Source organism: Methylobacterium sp. J-059, from assembly GCF_022829485.1.
Lineage (GTDB): Bacteria > Pseudomonadota > Alphaproteobacteria > Rhizobiales > Beijerinckiaceae > Methylobacterium.
Window position 1 is genome coordinate 18,544 of sequence record NZ_JAKSYA010000075.1, and the last position, 20,394, is coordinate 38,937.

24 protein-coding genes are annotated in these 20,394 nt (G+C 68.3%); 16 read left to right on the plus strand and 8 right to left on the minus strand.

Features of this window, described 5'->3' with window-relative positions; translation table 11 throughout:
* Positions 1-3 precede the first annotated feature (3 nt).
* From MKK55_RS08585 to MKK55_RS08610, 6 genes are all read right to left on the minus strand, one after another.
* A complete protein-coding gene (locus MKK55_RS08585) occupies positions 4-3,261 on the minus strand; it encodes an efflux RND transporter permease subunit (RefSeq protein ID WP_243934209.1) in 3,258 nt (1,085 codons plus the stop codon).
* 11 nt (positions 3,262-3,272) lie between these two features.
* The gene (locus MKK55_RS08590; RefSeq protein ID WP_243934210.1) at positions 3,273-4,640 is read right to left on the minus strand and encodes an efflux RND transporter periplasmic adaptor subunit; all 1,368 of its coding nucleotides are present in this window, start codon (positions 4,638-4,640) and stop codon (positions 3,273-3,275) included.
* A gap of 140 nt (positions 4,641-4,780) precedes the next feature.
* Entirely contained in the window at positions 4,781-5,143 is a 363-nt protein-coding gene (locus MKK55_RS08595) for a hypothetical protein (RefSeq protein ID WP_243934212.1), read from the minus strand.
* A gap of 65 nt (positions 5,144-5,208) precedes the next feature.
* Entirely contained in the window at positions 5,209-5,457 is a 249-nt protein-coding gene (locus tag MKK55_RS08600; RefSeq protein ID WP_243934214.1) for a hypothetical protein, read from the minus strand.
* A 182-nt stretch (positions 5,458-5,639) separates the two neighbouring features.
* Positions 5,640-6,626 carry a cation diffusion facilitator family transporter gene (locus tag MKK55_RS08605; RefSeq protein ID WP_243934216.1) on the minus strand — a complete coding sequence of 329 codons (987 nt, stop codon included), beginning with the start codon at positions 6,624-6,626 and terminating at the stop codon, positions 5,640-5,642.
* A gap of 45 nt (positions 6,627-6,671) precedes the next feature.
* Positions 6,672-7,421: a cation transporter gene (locus MKK55_RS08610; RefSeq protein ID WP_409566035.1), complete on the minus strand. Its 750-nt coding sequence runs from the start codon at positions 7,419-7,421 to the stop codon at positions 6,672-6,674.
* 69 nt (positions 7,422-7,490) lie between these two features.
* Here MKK55_RS08610 and MKK55_RS08615 point away from each other — a divergent pair, with 69 nt between their 5' ends.
* Positions 7,491-7,910 (plus strand): MerR family transcriptional regulator, encoded by a 420-nt coding sequence (locus MKK55_RS08615; protein WP_243934218.1) that lies wholly within the window; start codon positions 7,491-7,493, stop codon positions 7,908-7,910.
* A 176-nt stretch (positions 7,911-8,086) separates the two neighbouring features.
* The gene (gene msrA / locus MKK55_RS08620; RefSeq protein WP_243934219.1) at positions 8,087-8,593 is read left to right on the plus strand and encodes a peptide-methionine (S)-S-oxide reductase MsrA; all 507 of its coding nucleotides are present in this window, start codon (positions 8,087-8,089) and stop codon (positions 8,591-8,593) included.
* A gap of 99 nt (positions 8,594-8,692) precedes the next feature.
* On the opposite strand, the gene MKK55_RS08625 is transcribed toward msrA, so the two are convergent.
* Complete coding sequence (locus MKK55_RS08625) at positions 8,693-9,568, minus strand: SDR family oxidoreductase (RefSeq protein WP_243934221.1); 876 nt, start codon at positions 9,566-9,568, stop codon at positions 8,693-8,695.
* Between the two features lie 367 nt (positions 9,569-9,935).
* Here MKK55_RS08625 and MKK55_RS08630 point away from each other — a divergent pair, with 367 nt between their 5' ends.
* The 4 genes from MKK55_RS08630 to MKK55_RS08645 all read left to right on the plus strand — a co-directional run bounded on the left by MKK55_RS08630 (position 9,936) and on the right by MKK55_RS08645 (position 13,608).
* Positions 9,936-10,364 carry a LexA family protein gene (locus tag MKK55_RS08630; RefSeq protein ID WP_243934224.1) on the plus strand — a complete coding sequence of 143 codons (429 nt, stop codon included), beginning with the start codon at positions 9,936-9,938 and terminating at the stop codon, positions 10,362-10,364.
* The gene (locus MKK55_RS08635; RefSeq protein ID WP_243934226.1) at positions 10,361-11,650 is read left to right on the plus strand and encodes a Y-family DNA polymerase; all 1,290 of its coding nucleotides are present in this window, start codon (positions 10,361-10,363) and stop codon (positions 11,648-11,650) included. The genes MKK55_RS08630 and MKK55_RS08635 overlap by 4 nt, the downstream gene beginning before the upstream one ends.
* A 396-nt stretch (positions 11,651-12,046) precedes the next feature.
* Complete coding sequence (locus tag MKK55_RS08640; protein ID WP_243934227.1) at positions 12,047-13,021, plus strand: hypothetical protein; 975 nt, start codon at positions 12,047-12,049, stop codon at positions 13,019-13,021.
* A gap of 29 nt (positions 13,022-13,050) precedes the next feature.
* Positions 13,051-13,608: a hypothetical protein gene (locus MKK55_RS08645; RefSeq protein WP_243934228.1), complete on the plus strand. Its 558-nt coding sequence runs from the start codon at positions 13,051-13,053 to the stop codon at positions 13,606-13,608.
* A 285-nt stretch (positions 13,609-13,893) separates the two neighbouring features.
* On the opposite strand, the gene MKK55_RS08650 is transcribed toward MKK55_RS08645, so the two are convergent.
* Positions 13,894-14,196, minus strand: coding sequence for a hypothetical protein (locus MKK55_RS08650; protein WP_243934229.1), 303 nt, complete (start codon positions 14,194-14,196; stop codon positions 13,894-13,896).
* Between the two features lie 554 nt (positions 14,197-14,750).
* Between MKK55_RS08650 and MKK55_RS08655 the strand changes: the two genes are divergently transcribed.
* The 10 genes from MKK55_RS08655 to MKK55_RS08700 all read left to right on the plus strand — a co-directional run bounded on the left by MKK55_RS08655 (position 14,751) and on the right by MKK55_RS08700 (position 20,385).
* Positions 14,751-16,739 carry a hypothetical protein gene (locus MKK55_RS08655; protein ID WP_243934230.1) on the plus strand — a complete coding sequence of 663 codons (1,989 nt, stop codon included), beginning with the start codon at positions 14,751-14,753 and terminating at the stop codon, positions 16,737-16,739.
* Between the two features lie 282 nt (positions 16,740-17,021).
* On the plus strand, positions 17,022-17,378 hold the full coding sequence (locus MKK55_RS08660) for a hypothetical protein (protein ID WP_243934231.1): 357 nt from the start codon (positions 17,022-17,024) through the stop codon (positions 17,376-17,378).
* Entirely contained in the window at positions 17,375-17,632 is a 258-nt protein-coding gene (locus MKK55_RS08665) for a hypothetical protein (protein ID WP_243934233.1), read from the plus strand. Before MKK55_RS08660 ends, MKK55_RS08665 begins: the two co-directional genes overlap by 4 nt.
* A complete protein-coding gene (locus MKK55_RS08670; RefSeq protein ID WP_243934234.1) occupies positions 17,629-18,081 on the plus strand; it encodes a hypothetical protein in 453 nt (150 codons plus the stop codon). Before MKK55_RS08665 ends, MKK55_RS08670 begins: the two co-directional genes overlap by 4 nt.
* On the plus strand, positions 18,078-18,416 hold the full coding sequence (locus tag MKK55_RS08675) for a hypothetical protein (protein ID WP_243934235.1): 339 nt from the start codon (positions 18,078-18,080) through the stop codon (positions 18,414-18,416). The genes MKK55_RS08670 and MKK55_RS08675 overlap by 4 nt, the downstream gene beginning before the upstream one ends.
* The gene (locus tag MKK55_RS08680) at positions 18,413-18,646 is read left to right on the plus strand and encodes a hypothetical protein (RefSeq protein WP_243934236.1); all 234 of its coding nucleotides are present in this window, start codon (positions 18,413-18,415) and stop codon (positions 18,644-18,646) included. Before MKK55_RS08675 ends, MKK55_RS08680 begins: the two co-directional genes overlap by 4 nt.
* Positions 18,646-19,230: a lysozyme gene (locus MKK55_RS08685; RefSeq protein WP_243934237.1), complete on the plus strand. Its 585-nt coding sequence runs from the start codon at positions 18,646-18,648 to the stop codon at positions 19,228-19,230. Before MKK55_RS08680 ends, MKK55_RS08685 begins: the two co-directional genes overlap by 1 nt.
* A gap of 3 nt (positions 19,231-19,233) precedes the next feature.
* A complete protein-coding gene (locus tag MKK55_RS08690) occupies positions 19,234-19,755 on the plus strand; it encodes a hypothetical protein (RefSeq protein WP_243934238.1) in 522 nt (173 codons plus the stop codon).
* A 4-nt stretch (positions 19,756-19,759) separates the two neighbouring features.
* A complete protein-coding gene (locus tag MKK55_RS08695; RefSeq protein WP_243934239.1) occupies positions 19,760-20,005 on the plus strand; it encodes a hypothetical protein in 246 nt (81 codons plus the stop codon).
* Positions 20,005-20,385, plus strand: a complete 381-nt coding sequence (locus MKK55_RS08700) for a hypothetical protein (protein ID WP_243934241.1) — start codon at positions 20,005-20,007, stop codon at positions 20,383-20,385. The genes MKK55_RS08695 and MKK55_RS08700 overlap by 1 nt, the downstream gene beginning before the upstream one ends.
* Positions 20,386-20,394 lie beyond the last annotated feature (9 nt).

Below are 20,394 nucleotides of genomic sequence, written 5' to 3' on the forward strand. Positions count from 1 at the left end.
GGCCTACTCCGCGGCCTGGGGAACGACGGGATGGGGGCCGGCCCCGGCATCCGCGGCCTTGGCCCTGGCGGGGACGACGGCACCGGCGAAGCTGGCGTACAGCGCCGGTAGCACGACCAGCGTCAGCAGCGTCGCCGAGATGAGGCCGCCGATCACCACCGTCGCGAGGGGCCGCTGGATCTCGGCCCCGGTCTCAGTCGCCAGGGCCATCGGCACGAACCCCAGGGACGCAACCAGGGCGGTCATCGCCACCGGCCGGAGCCGGGTCATCGCGCCTTCGAGGATGGCCTCGCGCCGTGGCCGCCCTTCCGCGATGAGCTGCTTGATGTAGGTCAGCATCACCAGGCCGTTGAGCACCGCCACCCCGGACAGGGCGATGAACCCGACCGCAGCCGGGACCGAGAACGGCATCCCGCGCAGCGATAAGGCCGCGATGCCGCCGGTCAGCGCCAGCGGGACCGCGCTGAACACCAGCAACGCGTCACGCGCAGAGTTCAGAGCCGAGAACAGCAGCAGGAAGATCAGGAAGAAGCACACCGGAACGACGACCATCAACCGCTGCCGGGCCGAGGCCAGGTTCTCGAACTGGCCGCCCCAGGTCACGTAGTAGCCGGCCGGGAGCTGGACGCCGGACGCGACCTTGGACTGCGCCTCGGCGACGAGCGAGCCGATGTCGCGACCGCGCACGTTGGCGGTGACCACGACCCGGCGGCGCCCGTTCTCGCGAGAGATCTGGTTCGGCCCCTCGGTGACGGAGAAGCTCGCCACCTGCTTCAGGAGCACCGAGGAGGCCCGCCCGTTGACGCCCGGGGGCAGCGGCACCGGGATGTTCTCCAGGGCCTCGCGGTCCTCGCGGACCTTGTCGTTCAGGCGCACCACGATGGGGAAGCGACGGTCGCCCTCGAACACCATGCCGGCCTCGCGGCCGCCGATGGCCGCGCCGATGACGTCCTGGATCGAGGACGTGCTCAGGCCGAGGCGGGCCGCCTCCGTCTTGTTGATCTTGATCTCCAGGAACGGCAGGCCCGCCGTCTGCTCGACCTTGACGTCGTCGGCGCCCTCGGTCCCGCGCAGGATCGCGGCGACCTGGTTGGCGGCCTTCAGCATCGGCTCGAACTCCTCGCCGAACACCTTTACGGCGAGGTCGCCGCGGGTGCCGGCCAACAACTCGTTGAAGCGAAGCTGGATCGGCTGGGAGAACTCGTAGACGTTGCCGGCGAGCGCCCCGAGGGCCTTCTCGATCTGCTCCTGCAGGTCGGCCTTGGACAGGTCCGGATCGGGCCATTCCTCCTGCGGCTTCAGGATGACGAAGGTGTCGGACGAGCTCGGCGGCATCGGGTCGGAGGCGACCTCCGCGGTGCCGGTCTTCGAAAAGACGTAGGCGACCTGGGGGAATCTGCTGATCGCCTGCTCGACCTTCAGCTGCATCGCCTGCGACTGCGTCAGCGATGTCGAGGGGATGCGCTGGGCGTTCAGCGCGATGCTCTTCTCGTCGAGCTGAGGGATGAACTCCTGCCCCAGCTTGGTGAACAGGAAGCCGGCGCCGACGAGCAGCACAAGGGCGACCGCGACGAAGGTCATCGGGACGCGCAGGGCGGCGCCAAGGACAGGACGGTAGGCGGCCTTGATCCCGCGGATGAGGACGTTGTCGGTCTCGGTGACCTTGCCGGTGATGACGATGGCGATCATCGCCGGCACGAAGGTGAGCGACAGGACGAAGGCCGAGACGAGGGCGATGATGACGGTCAGCGCCATCGGTTCGAACATCTTGCCCTCGACCCCGGTGAAGGTGAGGAGCGGCACGTAGACGAGGATGATGATGGCCTGCCCGTAGAGGGACGGCTTGATCATCTCCTCGGCGGAGGCGCGGACGGTGACGAGGCGCTCCTCCAGGTCGAGCTTGCGCCCGAGTTCCCCCTGGCGCTCCGCGAGGTGGCGCAGGGCGTTCTCGGTGATGATGACGGCGCCGTCGACGATGAGGCCGAAGTCGAGGGCGCCGAGGCTCATCAGGTTGGCGCTGATGCGGCCCTGGACCATGCCGGTCATGGTCATCAGCATCGCCACCGGGATGACGAGGGCGGTGACGATGGCCGCGCGGATGTTGCCGAGCAGCAGGAACAGGATGACGATGACGAGGGCGGCGCCCTCGGCCAGGTTCTTGGCCACGGTCCGGATCGTGGCCTCGACCAGCAGGGTCCGGTTGAGGACGGTCTGGACCTCGACGCCGGGCGGGAGCGTGCGCCGGATCTCGGTCATGCGCGCGTCGACGGCGGCCGAGACCGTCCGGCTGTTCTCGCCGATCAGCATCAGGGCGGTGCCGATCACCACCTCCTGCCCGTCCTCGCTGCCCGACCCGGTGCGCAGGTCGCGCCCGATGCGGACCTCGGCGATGTCGGAGATGCGGACCGGCACGCCGCCGCGCGTGGTCACGACCACGGAGCCGATGTCCTCCATGGTCTCCAGGCGGCCGGCGGCACGGACGACGTAGCCCTCGCCGTTGTCCTCCAGGTAACGGGCGCCCTGGTTCGCGTTGTTGGCTTCCAGCGCCCGGCCGATGTCGGCGAACGACAGGTCGAGGGCGGTGAGCTTCATCGGGTCCGGCTGGACATGGTACTGCTTGTCGAAGCCGCCGATGCTGTCGACGCCGGCGACCCCCGGCACGGTCTTCACCTGGGGACGGATGATCCAGTCCTGGACCGTGCGCAGGTAGGCGGTGCGTTCGAGCTCCGTCGCGAGCCGCTGGCCCTCGGGGGTCAGGTAGCTCCCGTCGCCCTGCCAGCCCGGCTTGCCGTCCGGGGAGACCTTACGATCCTTCGGTTGGGCGTAGTGGATCGACCACATGTAGATCTCGCCCAAGCCCGTGGAGATCGGGCCCATGTGCGGCTCCGCGCCGGGCGGTAGGGTCGACTTCGCCTCGCCGATCCGCTCCGCCACCTGCTGGCGGGCGAAGTAGATGTCGAGCTTCTCGGAAAAGACCGCCGTGACCTGGGAGAACCCGTTCCGGGAGAGCGAGCGGGTGTATTCCAGGCCCTTGATCCCGGCGAGCGCGGTCTCGACCGGGTAGGTGACCTGCTTCTCGATATCGACCGGCGAGAGCGACGGCGCGGTGGTGTTGATCTGCACCTGGTTGTTGGTGATGTCCGGCACCGCGTCGATGGGGAGCTTCGTCAGCGAGAACACGCCGAAGCCCGCCGCCAGCAGCGACAGGAGCACCACGAGCCAGCGCTGGTGGACGGAGAAGTCGAGGATCTTCGAGATCATGATGGCCGCCCTCAGTGATCGTGGTCGGCTTCGGCCTTGCCGAGCTCGGCCTTCAGGACGAAGGAGTTGGCCACCGCGACCTCCTCGCCGGGCTTGAGGCCGGTCAGGATCTCGAAGGCGTCGTCGTCGGCCTTGCCAATGGTCACGTCCCGGCGCTCGAAGCCCTCCTGGGTGCGGACGAACACGACCTTCGCGCCGCCGATGGTCTGGATCGCGGACTTCGGCAGCCGCACCTTCACTGGGTCGCGGGCGATCTCGACCTCGGTCGTGACGAAGGTGCCGGGCCGCCAGGCCATGTCCTTGTTCGGCAGCGCGACAATGACCCGGGCGGAGCGCGTCTCGGCGTTGAGGATCGGGCTGACGAAGACGACCTTGCCCTCGCCGCGGGGGCCGTCGTCGCCTCCGACGATGGTCACCTTGGCGCCCTCCCGGACCTTCGAGAGCTCCGTGGTCGGGATGGCGAGCTCGATCCACACGGAGGAGAGGTCGGCGACGGTGTAGACGTCGGCCGGATCGCCCTCCTTGCCGACGGCGGTTCCGACGTCGACCTTGCGCTCGACCACCCGGCCGGAGAGCGGGGCCTTGAGTTCGTAGCGGCGCAGCGACGATAGGTTCGGGGTGGTTTCGTCCTTCTTGGCGGACGTCGCGACCTCGGCCGCGTTGAGCCCCAGGGCCGATAGCTTCTGGCGTGCCAGGTCGACCCGAAGCGTCGCCTCAGAGTAGGCCGCCTTGGCGTTCAGGAATGCGGACTCGGCCGAAATCCGCTTGTCCCAGAGGGCCTGCTGGCGGTCGAAGTTGGTCTTCTCCAGGTCCGCCTTGACCGTCGCGGTGAGGAAGTCGCTCTTCGCTTCGGCGACCTCGCGGCTGTCGAGGACGGCCACGACCTCGCCCTTGGAAACTTCCTCGCCGAGGCGCTTGCGCATCTCGGCCACGGTGCCGACGACCCGCACGGGGACGCGAGCGATCCGGTCGGCATCCTGGGCGATGGTGCCGGGCACTAGGAGATGGCGCGAGAGGATGCCGCCCTCGACCGTGGCGAGCTTGATGTCCTGCTCCGCGGCCTGCTCGGCGGACATCTTGATTTTGCCCTCGCCCTCCTGATCGTGGCCGTGCGCCTCGCCTTCGGCGTGTTTGTGGCCTCCGGCTTCCGGCTTGGCATCGCCCTCAGAGTTCTTGTGCTCGTCGTCGGCATGCTGGTAGCCATCGTCGGCTGCGGGTGTCGCCGGCTTGGACATGGCTGCGTTGGTCGGCAGCGTCGCCCGGGCGTTCGTCAGGCCGGCGGCGGCGAGCGCGCCCTGCACGACCTCGGACACACGGGGGAAGGCACCGCCGATGGCGATGCCGATGGCCAGGAAGGCCACGGAAAGGAATGCACGCATGGGAATGGGCCAGGTCCGCCAGGGACGTCGCCGCCGCTCGTGCGGTCAGGGACGGTCCCGTACTGGGTAATCGCGATGGTGAGGCGGCCGGGGCCCGCGGGGGGGCGGCCGGGACGCGCCACGGACGTGGCGACGTCGCCTCAGGCGCGAGGCGGCCTGGGAAGGCGGTCGGGCGAGACCGATCCGATGAGGGTCGTCACGGTCGCGTAGGAGGCGCGCGCGGTCCCGCGGGACGGCAGCGTGGGCGTCCCGTCGACGTTCAGGGCCTGGTGGCAGCCGCAATTGGCATGGCAGGCCGGACAGGTATCGGCGTGGTCCGGCCTGGAGCCGTCCGCCGGGGCCGACATGGAGAGTTCGTGGCTGACGGACCGGTGAGCCTCGGCGGAATGGATCGCGCCGGGGACGACGAGAGCCATGACCAGGACGAGCGAGAGCGCGCGGACGGTGGACGCCCACCAGCCGCGCATCGTCTCGTAGGCCCTTATCCGTGGTCCCGTGGTCATGGTCGCCTTATGAACGATTCAGGGCCACCCGTACATGCCGGGTGACCCGAGACGTGGCTCGCGCCTCAATAGTCGTCGTGATGATGATGGTGGTGCCTGCGCTCGCCGTAGAACCCACGCTCCCCGTAGAAGGCCCGGTCGCCGTAATCCCGATGTGGCCGGTGGATGACGACATCGTCGTGGTCGCCGTGGTGGTAGCGGTCGACATGGACGTCTCCGCGCCTGTCGAAGTCGCCGCCGTAGTATTGGGCGGACGCAGCGGCCGGGGCGAGGATCAGGCTGATGGCGACCAGGACTGGGATGCGGACACGCATGGCTCGTTCCTCAGGGGATGATGCCGTCAGGATCGGCTTCGACGGTTGAACGAGGCATGAATCCGCCGTTCATCCATCGGTGGTTGGAAGCACCGGACCGATGTCTCGCGACGCGGATACAGGGCTCCTCCGGTCGCACAGGTTGGAGGCATCCCCTTCGGGTCGGGCATGTTTCCGATGGCTCAGACGACCTGCGTCGGCGCCAGAACACAGGCGGTGTCGGCACTGGTCTCGACCTGCAGGGTGGTGTGGCCGATGCCGAACCGTTTCCTGATCCCGGCGGCGGCGTCCATCAGGAAGGCGTCGTCGGGACGTCCTCCGGGCATCAGGAGATGGGCGGTCAGGCAGGTCTCGGTGGTGCTCATCGCCCAGACGTGCAGGTCGTGCAGGGCGGCGACCCCGGGCAGTCCTTCGAGATGGCTTCGGACCGCGTCCGGATCGATGCCCGGCGGGACGGCGGCGAGGGACAGCGTGAGGCTGTCGCGCAGGAGGCCCCAGGTGCTCCAGACGATGACCGCCACGATGGCGAGGCTGACGACGGGATCGAGCCAGGTCCACCCGGTGTAGAGGATCACGAGGCCGGCGATGACGACGCCCGCCGAGACGGCGGCGTCCGCGGCCATGTGCAGGAAGGCGCCCTTGATGTTGATGTCGCCCTTGGCGCCCGAGGCGAACAGCCAGGCGGTGATGCCGTTCACCAGGATGCCGACCGCCGCGACGACCATCACGGTCTTGCCGGCGACCGGGACGGGCTCGCCAAAGCGCTGGATCGCCTCCCAGGCGATGGCGCCGACCGCGACCAGCAGGAACACGGCGTTGAACAGGGCCGCCAGGATCGACGACCCCTTCATCCCGTAGGTGTAGCGGGCGCTCGGGGCGCGCTTGGCCAGCACCATGGCGACCCAGGCCACCGCGAGGCCGAGCACGTCCGAGAGGTTGTGGCCGGCATCGGCCAGCAGGGCCATCGAGTTCCCCAGCACCCCGTAGGTGGCCTCGACGGCGAAGAAGCCGACGTTCAGGGCGATGCCGATGGCGAACGCCTTGCCGAAGCTCGCGGGGGCATGGGAATGGCCCGGCCCGTGTGAATGGCCGGCATGGCCCTCGGCCGAATGGGCCTCGTGGTCATGCGATCCATGATCGTGGCCGGCGTGTGCGTCGTGCGTCGTCATGGCGTCCTGTAGGGGGCGGTGTCGGTCGATGGATTGCGGCGGGGGCTATTCGGCCGGTGCGGGATGGGTCGCGACGGTGCTTTCGCGGTGCTCGGCCCATGCCTGCCGCAGGATCTGGACGGACGAGGTCAGGAAGATCCCCGCCATCACCGCCGCTACGGCGAGGTCGGGCCAGGCGGACGAGGAACCCCAGACCCCGAGCGCGGCGACCATGACCACGACGTTGCCGATGGCGTCGTTGCGCGAGCACAGCCAGACCGAGCGCACGTTCGCATCGCCGTCCTTGTAGCGACGCAGCAGCAGGACCGATCCGAGGTTCGCGGCCAGCGCCAAGACGCCGATGACGCCCATGACCTCGGCACGAGGCACGCCGAGGACCATCGTCTGGTAGACGGTGCTGCCGAAGACCCAGAGCGCCATCAGGAACAGCGAAGCGCCCTTGAACAAGGCCGCCTTCGAGCGGACCGCCAACGACGCGCCGATCACGGCGAGGCTCAGCCCGTAGGTGACGGTGTCGGCGAGGAAGTCGAGGGCGTCGGCCTTGAGCGCCTGCGAGCCGGCGAGTTGGCCCGCCGCCATCTCGGTCACGAACATCGCGCCGTTGATGCCGATCACCGTCCAGAGGACGGCCTTGTAGCGTGGGTCGACGCCGTCGAAGACCGGCACGCCTCCCGAGCAGCATGAGCCGCCGGGCTTGTCGTGCATCGGCGTTTGCATGGGGGTCCCGGGGAGCGCGAGCTCGGGAGGGGAACAGCAGGCGTCGGCCTTGGTCGTCCCGCAGCAATGCTCGCTCATCACGTCTCCTTCCCATCGGTCGGAGGCGACGCTACAACCTCTAGCGGCTAGAGGTGCAAGCGGAAAATCATGGACATCGCAATCGGTGAGCTATCCCGGCGGACCGGCGTGAAGGTACCCACGATCCGGTACTACGAGCAGGTTGGGCTCATGCCGGTACCGCCCCGGTCGGCCGGGTCGCAGCGCCGCTACGGCGAGGCCGATGTCGCGCGGCTGAACTTCATTCGCCACTCCCGCGAGCTCGGCTTCGAGGTCGACGCCATCCGGGAGTTGCTGACGATGAACGCGCACCCCGACCGATCATGCGCCGACGTCGACCGGATCGCCCGCCGCCACCTTTCCGAGGTCGACCGGCGGATCGAGCGGCTCATGGCGCTGCGGGGCGAGCTCGACCGGATGATCTCGGAATGCGGGCAGGGCCGCGTCGGCGAATGCCGGGTGATCGAGACGTTGTCCGATCACGGAAAGTGCTCGCATGTGAGCCACTGAGGCCAAGGCGACCTGCATTCCGGTGCATGAGGTGATGCGTGTCGGCTCGGGCGGAGGCTTCGTCGGAAGGCGGAGCCCCGCCACGAAGCCGCACCGTTGCCGGGAGGGCGTGGCACTGGGCAAATCAAAGTTTGCCAACCACCTTCAGGCCATCGGAAAGCGCAAAGGACCGAACGATGAGCAATCAAAGGGCCGTGTTGGCCGGCGGGTGCTTCTGGGGCATGCAGGACTTGATCCGGCGCCAGGAGGGGGTCGTGGCGACACGCGTCGGGTACTCCGGCGGCGACGTGCCCAATGCGACCTATCGCAACCATGGCACCCATGCCGAGGCCATCGAGATCACCTTCGATCCATCACGGACGAGCTTTCGAAGGATGCTGGAGTTCTTCTTCCAGATCCACGATCCGACGACCCCGAACCGCCAGGGCAACGACCGCGGCACGGGCTATCGTTCGGCGATCTTCTACGTCGACGAGGGCCAGCGTCGCGTCGCCGAGGACACCATCGCGGACGTCGACGCGTCCGGGCTCTGGCCCGGCAAGGTGGTCACCGAGGTCGCGCCGGTGGGGCCGTTCTGGGAGGCCGAGCCGGAGCACCAGGATTATCTGGAGCGCCGGCCCGACGGGTACACCTGCCACTTCGTCAGGCCGAACTGGACGCTGCCGGTTCGGGTCGAGGCCTGAGGTCGCCTGAGGTGGCACTCGGGAGGCCGTGCCATGTCACATGGCCTCCCTCAATCACGCTGAGCCGCCGGAAAGGCCGACGGCCGCGATACGGCTCGGTCAGAGAACGGGCATCCCACCGGCCACGGTGACCAGGGCCCCCGAGGTGTAGCTGCTCTCGTCGGAGGCCAGCATCACGTAGGCCGAGGCGAGCTCCGCCGGCTGGCCCGGGCGGCCGAACGGCACCTTCGAACCGAACGACTTCACCGAGTCCTGGTCCATGCCGGAGGGGATGAAGGGCGTCCAGATCGGCCCCGGCAGGACGCCGTTCACCCGGATGCCCTTCTCGGCTAGCAACTGAGCTAGGCTCAGCACCATGTTGCTCAGGGCCCCCTTCGTGGCACTGTAGGCGAGCAGCGACGGCATCGGGTGCTTCGAGTTCACCGACGAGGTGAAGATCACCGAGCCGCCGGGCTTCATGTGGGCCATGGCCGCCTTCGTCACGTAGAACGGGCCGAAGACGTTCGTGCGGAAGTGGTCCTCGAAGACCGTGTCCTCGATGCTGTCCAACCCCTCGTTCGGCTGCTGGAAGGCGCCGTTGTTCACGAGGAGATCCAGGCGCCCGAAGGTCTCGGCGGTGCGTGCCACGATCTCGCGCCCGTACGCCGGGTCTTTGAGATCGCCCGGCAGGAGCAGCGCCCGCCGCCCGGCCTTCTCGATCCAGGCCCGCACCGCTTCCGCGTCCGCCTGCTCCTCGGGCATGTAGGAGATGGCCACGTCCGACCCCTCGCGGGCGAAGGCGATGGCGACCGCCCGCCCGATGCCGCTGTCGCCACCAGTAATCAGCGCCGCCTTGCCGTCGAGCTTGCCCGAACCCTTGTAGCTCTTCTCGCCGTGATCGGGCTCGGGCGCCATCTTGCCGGTCTTGCCGGGGAAGCTCTGGGGCTGCGCCTCGAACGGCGGCCGGGGATACTTGTGCAGGGGGTCGGTCGTCATGCGTGTCTCCGAAGGGAATGCCGAGCCAACAGGATTTCCCCGGGGGTGTTCCTGTCGGCGTCGCATGCCAGTCCAGCCTTTCGACGCGCGTCGCGAGCCTGAACCGTTCCCCCGGACCGCTCGGTATGGTTAACGGATTCCTTGTGACGACGTAGCGATAGCAGGTAGCGCTACCCGCTATGGCTACGCCCTCGGAGGCGAGAATTCCGAGCCGTTTTCCACGCGTCACCGCGGTCCGGCGGCGGGACATCCACCCGCCTGGGCAAGCCTTCGCCCACCAAAATGTGCCTCCCGGGACAAGCGTAGCCGCTATACGGAACCCGCCGAACGTGTTCTGCTTTTGTTCCTGGATTCGCGGAGGAGCACCATGCAGATTAGCGGCGTCACCATCGGCTTTCCCATGCCGGTGTCCCTCCTCGCCAAGGCCGTCCGGGCCGGCTTCCCGAGCCCCGCCGACGACTTCATCGAGGAGGAGATCGACCTTCAGCGCCTGCTGATCGTCAACCGCCCGGCGACCTTCCTGGTCCGGGTCGCGGGCGACAGCATGATCCTGGCCCGCCTGTTCGACGGCGACCTCGCCATCGTCGACAGGTCGCTGACCCCGCGCACCGGTGACATCGTCGTGGTCGACATCGACGGTGAGCGCTCCTTCAAGGTCTGGAAGCGCCAGGGGCCAAGGATCACCCTCCACTTCGCCAACCCGCGCTTCCCCGAGTTCCAGCTCTCATCCGACGCCGTCATCGAGGTCTGGGGCGTGGTCTCCGGTTCCGTCTGCGCCCGGCGCCGCTGCGAATGAGCGCCCGGGCCTACGCCCTCTCCGACGGCAACTCGTTCTACTGCTCGTGCGAGCGGGTCTTCGACGCGCGCCTGGCCAAGGTCCCGGTGATCGTGCTGTCCAACAACGACGGCTGCGCCATCGCCCGCACCAACGAGGCCAAGGCGCTCGGCATCAAGATGGGCGAGCCCTGGTTCAAGATCCGCGACCTGTGCAAGGCCCAGGGCATCAGGGTCTACTCCTCGAACTACGCCCTCTACGGCGACATGTCGGCTAGGGTGAACGCGGTCTACCGGGACTTCTCTCCTCGCATCGAGATCTACTCCATCGACGAGAGCTTCCTCGACATCTCCGACGTCCGCGAGAGGGATCGCGAGTCCCTGGCCCGCGACATGCGGGAAACCGTCCGGGCGTGGACGGGCATCCCGACCTGCGTCGGCATCGGCCCTACCAAGACGCTGGCAAAGCTCGCCAACCACGTCGCCAAGAAGAACCCCATTCTTGGCGGGGTCTGCGACCTGACCGACCCGGAGCAGTACGACCACTGGATCATCCGCGTCCCGGTCGCCGACATCTGGGGCGTCGGGCCGGCCAACGCCCGGCGGCTGGAGGCGCTCGGATGCGACAGCGCCGCCGACGTGCGCGACCTCGATCCGAAGATCGCCCGCAAAGCCATGACCGTGGTCGGCGAACGCCTCGTGCACGAGCTCCGCGGCACCCCCTGCCTCGACCTGGAGACGGTCGCCGCCACCCGAAAGGGATGCGCGGTCACCCGGTCGTTCTCGGAACGGGTCGAGGATCGCGCGACCATGGAGCAGGCCGTCGCCACCCATGCCTCCAGACTCGGCGAGAAGCTCCGGCGCGAGGGGTTGGCCACCAACCACGTCACCGTCTTCTTCCATACCTCGGAGCATGACCGCGACCGTCCGCAACGCTCGGTCTCGACCGTGGTCACGCTTCCCGAGGCGACCAGCGACACCCTTGCCCTGGTGAAGGCCGCCACGCACGGCGTCCGGAAGACCTGGCGGGACGGTTACCGCTATTCCAAGGCCGGGGTGGTCACCACCGACCTGATGTCGCTGGCCGCGTCGCAGCGGGCGATGCCCGGTCTCGGGCAACTCGACCGCGAGATGGGGGCTGCCCTGATGGAGGCGCTCGACGCCTGCAACCGTCGCTTCGGGCGCGGGGCCGTCGTCCCGGGCGCCGCCGGGTTCGCCCCGAAGCGCGAATGGTCGACCAAGTTCGAGATGAGATCGCCGCGTTACACGACCAGGGTCGACGAGCTTCCGGTCGTGGCCGCTGCCTAATTTAATTTATGGATCCGCTGTCTTGGCCTTGCCTATCAGCAAGGCCGCGGTTGCTCCCTTCCTAGGAGACTTCGGTAATAGGCGAAGGCTTCAACCTGCTGATTAATCCCGGAACACCATCACGTTCCTCAGACTTCGCATCCGTATATGCTGCCATGCATCGCCATCTTCTCGTTGCCGTTACTCATTCTGGTCGCAAAAAATGTCCTGTCAGCCACCACCTCTCACCCCAGATGGACCAGAGCCTCCGCTCCTGAAGACCGTAGAATGTCCCAAATCATCTGACGACAGACAACGCATGTGAATGGATCCGACTGCGGCGGTGGCGGCGCTCGATTTCCTGGCCCCTGGGTGCGACTGTCGGTACGAAAAGCGCTAGTAGGAACCCCGGTCCCGATGCCTCGCAAGACAGTGCGAATTCACTACAGGCGTTTTCTGAGGGGATCCGAGCCTGCAATCGATGCCTCTCTCGCTGCGTCGCTTAGCGCTTCATTCAGGCATCAGGTCGGTGGCATTTCTCTTTCTGATGACGTGCGCCTTAGGACATACGAGGATGCCGATCACGGGACCATCATCCTGAACAGCCTAAATCCACTCAAGAACGGCGATGTCTTCGGCGAGTTCGTCCGGATCGACCCTACCGCAAACATCACCTTGCTCGTTCAAAACGGGAAGTCAGCCGCGGAGCTTGAGGTCCGCGAGATGGCAAAGCCGAATGACGCCGAGGTGCTGAAGGGGATGAGCTTCTTCCTCATCCGCGGCGACCACGTCCTAGTGATCGAGCAGGACCTTACGAGTTCGATGATGGAACGCTACCTGCGCTGGCTGCTATGCGAAAGATGCCCCATCGCGCAGCGTAACGTACCGCTGAAGCTGATCCCGAAGTTGTTCCTCGACGAGAAGGTCGAGAACCTTAGGGATGTCTCCCTGGTCCGTCTCAAGCCAGCCCCGATGCAGCCACCCGGCTTCGACTTCGACGATGCGGACACAACCATTCACTCTGAGAAGGGCGTCTCCGCAACGACGAACATCATGGCAATACTTAGGGCGGCGAACTTCGATACCGCGCTTATCGACACCCTGATGCGGCGCAGCGGAGCTTCCCTGCAACTGAACCTCGACATTACCCTCAAAGCCGGCCGCAGCCGGTTCAAGCTTGAGGGTGAGGAAGCCATGGCGATGTTACGGCATGTGCCAGAGGACGATCTCATCGTGCTGGGCGACGGCGTACGTAAGAACCGAGGGAAACTTGAAAGGCTGGGCGATCAGGTGGATGTAGAACGTAAAGGGAACGAGATTGACAGGAAGGATGCTTGGAGAGCACTCCAGGAGGCAGCGGCCAGATATCGGGACGCTGGACTGATCGAATGACGTTGCGGTTTGCTGGTTGGGAGCTCTGCGTGTCTGCGCTTGCAGGAGTGGCGGCCGGCTTCGTCATGCCCGCCAACTTCTACGGCGAGGGAGCGGCCGAGATCGTTACGGTCCTCGGCTTCCTGATCGCAGCCTTCGTCCCCGCTATGGCGCTCGGCGCCACTGCGATCCGTGCGGGCGGGTTCTCGGTCAAGCGGATACGTGCGCTCGGGATTGCGATTGATCGCCAGATCAAGATCTTCGGTGGCCTGTTCCTCTACGCCCTTATGGCCAGTGCCGTGGTTGTTCTAGGAAAACTGATCAAGTGGACCCTGCCACCGCTCCCACCGGTCACGGTCGCGGGTTATTTTGTGAAGGCGGACCTTTCACTCGTATTTCCGGTGTTTCTGACGTTCGTGTTCGTCTTCCTGGGACTCCGGTCCGTTACGTTTATCGGGGGGATACTGAGCATCCTAAGCCTTACTACAAGCATCGCCGAGGATGAGGCACGGGTGCGGGACCGGGAGCGCGACCGCTCGGCCGTGGACGAGCTCGCAGCTTATAAAATGCCGGAGAGCTACGGCACCCGGATCGACCTGCCCCACTAGGCTACGCACCTCAGCGACAGGCGCGTCCAATAAGCGGTCCACACCGACATGGCGAGGATCTCGAAGCGGCCGCCCTAGTCATCGGTCTCGGCGGTCGCCCCGTCCGGGATTACAGACATCGCGCCGGTCTGCGCCATGGGTGCCACGACGCCCCGGGTCGACCTGAAGAAGCCCTTCCAGGCCGGCGGACGCCATGCTGCGCACACGGAAGCATGCGGAATACGCTCGTCGGCACGCGGAAGCACACCGTCAGACCGAGTCCGCGATCCCGGACACGGGGTCGCCTCACGGTGCCATGTCCGCGATCCCGGACCACGGGGTCGCCTTGCGGTGCCATGTCCGTGATCCCGGACACGGGGTCGCCTCGCGGTGCCATGTCCGCGATCCCGGCGCTAAGGCGGCCATGCGGGTGCCGCCCATCTTGGCCACGATGTGGGCGAGGTTGTCAGCCAACTTGGCGGCCATGAGCCCGGGGATGCGCGCTGCGGCCGCGTCGCACGCCTCCTGCCATGGCTGTTCCAGGATCGGCTTATAGGTGGCCCGGTCGACGGCGAGGAACAGGATGCGCGGATGGTCGGCGTCGACCATCCGGCGGCCCACCCGGCGGCGCGCCGGTACTTGGCGATGCCGACCGTCGAGACGAAGCGGTCGCGCCAGTCCTCGATGAGGGGGCCGACGTCTGAGCGATGCGGACTTTGAACGGTTAGGCCGTGCCCGGGACGATGCCGGACGTGGCGTGGCGCGATCCAGGCTACGCACCTGAAGGTCGGGATGACCATTCCAGACACCCCTTGACGCCCGTGCCTGATGTGTGGGCAGCCATCAAGTGATTGCCTGAAATTTCTGCACGTTCTCTTTATCGAACGAAACGTCCGCCGCCGTCGTGAGGGGCGGCCGAGGAGGTGATTTCGGGGCCTGGAAAGGGTTTCACCCTCGGTCCCGGCGAACAACCGTTCCACGGCCTTGGCGGGCACCGTGGTTCTTCGACCCCGGCACGCTTCCCGGGCCTTAGCCCCCGTCGCGCCCGTCCCCGGCTGCCCGGCGTCAAGGGGTGCCTCTGGCGGATTTCCAGGGCGGGTGGGACAATCCTCTAGTCGCGTCGGGTCGTGCTGCCCCGCTGCGTCGTCACCGGACCGTCGCGCTTGTTCCACTTCCCCGCCATCGCCCCCGCTCGCCTCGACCCGTTCGCGCCCATGCTGCGTTCGGATGCCGAGCTCGCGTCCCTGCGGGATGAGTTCCAGACTCGCGTCAACGCCAGCCCACGCGCCGCCCATGCCCGGGCCCTCCACCCCGACCTGCCCGGCGTGAAGGGCAAGGTCAGCCTCATGCGCGTGTCCAAGGGGAGCGACGGTGAGCATCGGTGGGAGACGAAGGTCGTCAGCGTGAGCGAGCTCGCCACATCGGACGCCCTGCTTTGGGCGACCCACATTTCGATGCAGCGCTTCTACGGCGCCCGGGGTTCCACGTCCCTGGTGCAGCTTCAAGACCTGATCGCGGACGTCGACTGCCACGACAAGGCCGAGTTCCGCGGTCTCTCCCCCGAGGAGATGGCCGGCATCCTGATCGAGCGCCTCCGGGCCGCGAACAAGCCGCTGCCGAGCTACATCATCTTCTCCGGACGCGGGTTGCACCTCGTCTGGCTCCACCAGCCGCTGCAGGCGGCACCGGGGATCACGGGCCGGCATCGCGCGGTCCAGCGCTGGATGCACGGGCCGGCGGAAGGCAAGGCGTCCAAGACCGTCCGGACGAAAGGCGGCACGCGCCTCCAGGACCCGGAGGTCATCGCCCATGAGGAGACGATGGCGACGGTCTGGCGTGGGACCGGCCTCGACCGCGGCGCCGTCGACACCGCCCGCGTCCTGCGCCTGGCCGGGAGCTACAACGGCAAGAGCGGGCAGGTCGCCAGACTTGTTTGGCCGTCATCGTGGACGGACGTCGAGCGGCACGACTTCGAGGATCTCGCGTCGGCATTCCTCCCATTCACGCGCGACCAGATGGACGCCCTCCGGGCCGAGCGCCATGCGGAGTACGAGATCCGCGAGGCCCGTCGCCAGGCCCGTCGGGCCGAGGCCGAGGCCGCCGGCATTCCCGTCGTCGACGATCAGGCGCCTGTCCGCCGGATTTCCGGCGGTTACTGGCCGTCTGTCGTGCAGGCCCTCGATGCCGTGCGGATCATGTGGGGCGGCGTGCCGCCCGAGGGGCGCCGGGATCTGTGGGCGTTCCTCAGCGCCTGCGCCCTCGCCCAGGCCGAGGGCGGGACCGCCGCCTCGTGGGCAGAGCGTCTGGCCGGTCCGGCGGGCTTGCCCGAGGCCGAGCTACGGACCAGCCTCGGCGCCCTGGAGCGGATGCGCCGGCGCCATGAGGCCGGGGAGACCCGGGACCATGACGGCGTCGAGCGTCCTGTCATGTACTGCTACGGCAAAGGCAGGATGCTGACCCTGCTCGGCCTATCCGACGTCTCCGATGACGTCCTGCGCGCCGCCGGTGCCGGGGCCCTGCTTCCGGGTGGCGTCGTGCGGTCGGAGAGGCAGCGGTCCGCGGATCGCCGGGCCGAGGCCGGCGCCACGCCCCTCACCGTCACCGTGTCCGCCAGACTCGCGGACGGTCGCGAGGCCCTCGCCCTGCAGGCGGCCGGCAAGACCATGCGCGAGATCGTGGCGGCATTCGCCGGGCGTCGTGGCGAGACCAGCCTGCGCCGGGCCATGACTGAGGCCGGCGCCGAGGTTCCGACCGAGACCGTCATCGAGGCCGCCGTCGAAACGGCTTGCGAGACCTCGGAGGATCGGTCCGTCACGGCTCCTCACGGTTCGACCGCTTCTATAGTGGCTGTGCCGGGGGTCTTGCCCCCCTCAGGCGAAACGCCTGCCGCCGACACCCCCGGAGACGCCATTCCGGTCCCTCCCATTGCCATCTCGGTCCTGTCACCGACCCTCGATCCCCAGGGAAGCCCGAGAATGGCATCCGATGCCGGGATGAACGCGGGTAGCGGGTCTCGCATCGGAGGTGCCGTGGCGACCTTCCCTGGGCTCCGTTCCGTCCCCTCGGCGTCGTCTCTCCGGCCCCCGCTGCCGGCCTTCATCGTCCGTCTCCTGGCTGCCGAAACCTCAGCCCCCGCCCGCGTATCCGCTTGAACGGGAACGGCTCTCGGGGGTATAATCAGCCCGCCGACAGGTCCTAGATGCAGCACATCGAGGGAAGCCCCGTCCACCCGAAAGGTTGGGCGGGGTTTCGTCGTTTCGGTTCCCTCGATCCGGGACCATCGGGCCAATGACCTTGGGCCCGTCGCCTATCCGAATTCGGCCGCCTGCGAGACGCTCTCCCTGCCACCCCAGGGACCGTCACCGTGTCGTTGAACTACCGCCACCTGCTCATCCGCCTGCCCCGTAGCCTCCGCGTCTGGGCCGCGTGACGCCATGCGCGCCAACCCCTCCGGCATCAGGGCCCGCGTCACCGACCACGCCGTCCGCCGGTACGCCGAGCGGGCCCTTGGGGTGACCGTCGACGGCGACGACAACGAGGCCATGGCGGCCTTACGCGAGCGCAAGGTCGCGGTCGGCGCCGTCCGTCGGCACCTCTCGACCATCGGCGGCCTCGGCGTCGCCAACAAGGCTCAGGCGGTCATCGCCGAGGGCCTGAAGCTGGTCATCGCCGACGGCGCCGTCGTGACCGTCCTGGCGAAGAAAGTTCGCCCTGACCCGGCGCCCTCCGGACCCACCGTGCCCGTCCAGCGCCGCCAGCGGACGTGCCTCGACGCGGAGTACCTCCCGTGACTGAGACCACACTGTCCTTCGACGCCTGCTCCGCGGCCGGCGCCGATGCCGATACCTGCCGGGCCGGCATCGTCCCGCTCCTCGCCCCGGGCATGGACTGGTCCGAGGTCCACTGCGGCCGCTGCGGCAAGACCGGCATCGTCCGCCACGCCGACCTCCTGCCGGTTCCTGCGCCGGCCCCGGTCCCGGAGGTTGAGGCGACGCCCGAGCCCGAGCCGGACGAGCCCCGCACCTCCAAGGGGGGCAAGGCATGACCCGCTACGGTCTCCCCTTCCAGGGCCACCACCAGAGGCGCGAGGCCGAATGGGTCGGCGCCCTCGTCCTCCTAGGCGTCGCGGTCGCCCTGCTGCTGCCGGGCGCCACCTTCAGCCGCCCCACCTTCGATGCCTTCGGCGCCATCGCGCCCGAGGGTACGTGGGGCGCCTCTCTCCTCGGCGTGGCCGTGATCCGGATGATCGCCCTGTGGGTGAACGGGTCGAAGCGTCACTCGCCGAGCCTCCGCTTCGCCACCGCCACCGCCGGGGCCTGCGTCTGGACGGGCCTGGCCTGGCTCCTCGCCCATGACGGTTACCCCGGCTGGAACACGGGCTGCGGGGCCTACGGCATCCTCGGCGCCGTCGACGCCTACTGCGCGCTCCGGGCCGTCTGGGACCAAGGCCGCAACGACGCGCGCGCGCGCATCATCTCAAGGGCCGCCCAGTGACCGAGTGGCTCAGCGCGATCATCGACCTTCCGGCCGACGCCTTGAAGGCGATCGGAACCATCGCCGTCGGCGGCGTCCTCGCGGGCGGGACGTACGTCGTCGCCCGGATCAAGGAGGCCCGCCGGCCGCCCGAGCAAGCCGCCGGCCTGCCCCGCGTCGCCCTCGATCCCGTCGACCGGGACATGGCCTTCACGCTGATCCGGACCGGCACCGACCTGTCTCGGGCGCTCCACGACCACGGCGAGATCCTGCGGGCCGCCATGGCGCCGATGGGCGCGCCTTCCCCGACCCATCCTGCCACCCGTGGCACCCGCACCCGGAGGCCTCAGCCGTGAGGAAGCCCAAGCCCATCGCCAACGCCAAGGCCGTCGTCCGGCACAGCTGGTCGTTCCAGTTGAACGCCGTCGCGACGGTGGCCTCGGCGGTCGCCATCGGCATGTCGGTCCTCGCCGGCGCGCCCCCGGTCAACCCGATCTGGTTCGCCGTCGGCTACGGCCTGGTGAACCTGCTCGCCACCGGGGCGCGCCTGATCGCCCAGCCCGAGGTTTCCGGGGGAGACGCCTGATGTTCGCATTCCTCCGCAAGATGGGGACGGCGAACGCCGCCCCGATGCCCGCCGCCCCGGTGCCGGTCACCGTCCCAGTTCCGGGACGCAAGGTCCGGAAGCCGTCCCGCATCCTGCTCCAGACGTCGGCCGCCGTGGCGTGCACGGGCCTGATCGGCGGGTTCGAGGCGCTTCGGACCACGGCCTACCGGGACGTCGTAGGCATCCCGACGATCTGCTGGGGCGAGACCCAGAACGTCCGCATGGGCGACACCAAGACGGCGGCCGAGTGCAACTCGATCTTCGCCCGGCGCCTCGACGAGTTCGCCTCCCACGTCGAGGCGTGCGTCCCGTCGGCGGTGACGATGCCGGTGGAGCGGTACGCCGCCCACGTGAGCCTCGCCTACAACCTCGGCTGGGACGGCTACTGCCAGTCCAGCGTCGCCCGCCTGCAGAACGCCGGCGACGTCCGCGGCGCCTGCGATGCGCTCCCCCGGTGCAACAAGGTCGGCAAGGGCAAGCCCCCCAACCGGGTCTTCGTCGTTTCGAACGGCCTCACCCGCAGGCGCGCCGAGGAGCGCGCCCTCTGCCTCAAGGGGATCTGACCGATGTCCACCGTCGCCATCATCCTGCTCGCCGTCCTCGCCCTCCTGGCATGGCTCGCTCTCCTCGATGCCGTGAAGGAGGCCCTCGCCATCCGGGCGAAGGCCTCGGCCTGCCCGTGCCGAGATCTCCACTCCATGACCCTCACCCCGGGGGCGACCTACGAGCTCCCGGCCGGGATCGAGCTCTCGGCGGCGCCCCATCCCGAGTTCGTCGCCTCGTTCTCCACCAAGGGGACCGAGGCCGTGAGGGATGCCTTCGAGGGTTGCGCCAACCGGACGAAGTCTTCCGAAGAGCCCGAGGATGACGGTCCGGCCGACCTGGAGGCCGAAATCAATGAGACCGTGGACAAGGCCCCGTGGGAGGCGTCCGACGCTTACCAGGACATCCGCGACGCCATCGGCATCAACCGGGCGAAGATGATGATGGCGTCCGACAATCAGTTGCGACGCCTGCAGGGCGAGCTTCAGTTGATCAAGGTCCTCCGGCGCCGGGCCGAGCTCGGCGCCCCTGTGATGGTGGACTGATCCCATGTCCGAGGACCTCCAGACTCCAGCCACCGTCCGCGTGAGCGAGTACGCCGAGACCTACCGGCTCGTCCTCGATGCCGAGGGGCACATGGGCGAACCCCTTCCGGCGGGGCGCACCTTCCGCCTCCGGACCATCGAGGTTCCGGGTCGCCTGCCCGAGATCCTGTCCGCCGAGATCCAGGACGCGCCCGGTCGGGAGTGGGTCCTCCAGTCCGGACCGGGATGGTCCGTGGCGGACGTCGGCTGATGCTCGACCTGCTCCTCGCCCTGGTGTGGACGGTCCCCGGCATCGCGGCCGTCCTCGCCGCATTGGCCGCCGCCCTCGCGGTCGCCTACGCGCCCCGCCTGGCGCTGCCCCTGATCCTCGTCGCCGCCATCCTTTACGGCGTCGCCTACGTGACGCGGCTCCACGACGAGGCGGCCACCGCCCGCCGGGACCTGGCCGCCGCGGCCGCCACGGCCGAGACGCAGCGCCTCGTCATCGCCTCCCTGCAGCGGACGTCCGCCGCCGCGGCCAGGCGCGCCAAGGCCTCCACCGCCGCCCATTCCGGGATCGGGTCCGCCCCGGCCTCGGACGACGGGCCCGTGGCCCCGGTCCTCGGGCAGACGCTGGAGAGGTTCCGGTGAACGGAGCGC

Coding starts and splice junctions, on each gene's coding strand:
- MKK55_RS08695 (WP_243934239.1), top strand. CDS start 19,760: ATGTCCGAGGACCTCCAGACTCCAGCCACCGTCCGCGTGAGCGAGTAC.
- MKK55_RS08700 (WP_243934241.1), top strand. CDS start 20,005: ATGCTCGACCTGCTCCTCGCCCTGGTGTGGACGGTCCCCGGCATCGCG.
- MKK55_RS08615 (WP_243934218.1), top strand. CDS start 7,491: ATGGACATCGCAATCGGTGAGCTATCCCGGCGGACCGGCGTGAAGGTA.
- MKK55_RS08605 (WP_243934216.1), bottom strand. CDS start 6,626: ATGACGACGCACGACGCACACGCCGGCCACGATCATGGATCGCATGAC.
- MKK55_RS08590 (WP_243934210.1), bottom strand. CDS start 4,640: ATGCGTGCATTCCTTTCCGTGGCCTTCCTGGCCATCGGCATCGCCATC.
- MKK55_RS08640 (WP_243934227.1), top strand. CDS start 12,047: ATGCCTCGCAAGACAGTGCGAATTCACTACAGGCGTTTTCTGAGGGGA.
- MKK55_RS08635 (WP_243934226.1), top strand. CDS start 10,361: ATGAGCGCCCGGGCCTACGCCCTCTCCGACGGCAACTCGTTCTACTGC.
- msrA (WP_243934219.1), top strand. CDS start 8,087: ATGAGCAATCAAAGGGCCGTGTTGGCCGGCGGGTGCTTCTGGGGCATG.
- MKK55_RS08610 (WP_409566035.1), bottom strand. CDS start 7,421: ATGAGCGAGCATTGCTGCGGGACGACCAAGGCCGACGCCTGCTGTTCC.
- MKK55_RS08585 (WP_243934209.1), bottom strand. CDS start 3,261: ATGATCTCGAAGATCCTCGACTTCTCCGTCCACCAGCGCTGGCTCGTG.
- MKK55_RS08670 (WP_243934234.1), top strand. CDS start 17,629: ATGACCCGCTACGGTCTCCCCTTCCAGGGCCACCACCAGAGGCGCGAG.
- MKK55_RS08625 (WP_243934221.1), bottom strand. CDS start 9,568: ATGACGACCGACCCCCTGCACAAGTATCCCCGGCCGCCGTTCGAGGCG.
- MKK55_RS08595 (WP_243934212.1), bottom strand. CDS start 5,143: ATGACCACGGGACCACGGATAAGGGCCTACGAGACGATGCGCGGCTGG.
- MKK55_RS08650 (WP_243934229.1), bottom strand. CDS start 14,196: ATGGTCGACGCCGACCATCCGCGCATCCTGTTCCTCGCCGTCGACCGG.
- MKK55_RS08685 (WP_243934237.1), top strand. CDS start 18,646: ATGTTCGCATTCCTCCGCAAGATGGGGACGGCGAACGCCGCCCCGATG.
- MKK55_RS08660 (WP_243934231.1), top strand. CDS start 17,022: ATGCGCGCCAACCCCTCCGGCATCAGGGCCCGCGTCACCGACCACGCC.
- MKK55_RS08690 (WP_243934238.1), top strand. CDS start 19,234: ATGTCCACCGTCGCCATCATCCTGCTCGCCGTCCTCGCCCTCCTGGCA.
- MKK55_RS08630 (WP_243934224.1), top strand. CDS start 9,936: ATGCAGATTAGCGGCGTCACCATCGGCTTTCCCATGCCGGTGTCCCTC.
- MKK55_RS08600 (WP_243934214.1), bottom strand. CDS start 5,457: ATGCGTGTCCGCATCCCAGTCCTGGTCGCCATCAGCCTGATCCTCGCC.